The sequence below is a fragment of the Acinetobacter sp. P8-3-8 genome, from assembly GCF_000214135.1.
GTDB lineage: Bacteria > Pseudomonadota > Gammaproteobacteria > Pseudomonadales > Moraxellaceae > Acinetobacter.
The window spans coordinates 1-313 of the sequence record NZ_AFIE01000189.1 but is presented as its reverse complement, the minus strand read 5'-3'; the positions used below and the strand labels follow the sequence as shown (position 1 = coordinate 313).

Sequence of the window (313 nt, the reverse complement as noted above, 5' to 3'; positions counted from 1 at the left end):
GTTTGTATATTTCCTTTACTCACTTGATGCCGCGATACACCAAGCAACTGTACAGAAGCATCTGCATTTTCACCATAACGATAAAAATTTATGGCTTCTGGTTGTTGTTTATTGGCTTTTTGCCACTGTAGGCGGCGATTACCTTGTGCATCATAACCATAGACTTGAGCTGGATACCAAGAACGGCTCAATTTATGTTGGCTATCACTTTTCCACACAGCCAACAATTGATCTTGATCATCATATTGATAAAATTGACGTCCTGATTCATTGCTATAAATTAAACGATCTGCCTGATCATAAACATAATTTG

1 protein-coding gene is annotated in these 313 nt (G+C 37.7%); it reads right to left on the bottom strand.

All coding sequences use genetic code 11. The features are described from left to right. Window positions 1-313: hypothetical protein (locus tag GGG_RS21130; RefSeq protein ID WP_010118266.1), on the bottom strand; the 313-nt coding region annotated here is incomplete at both ends.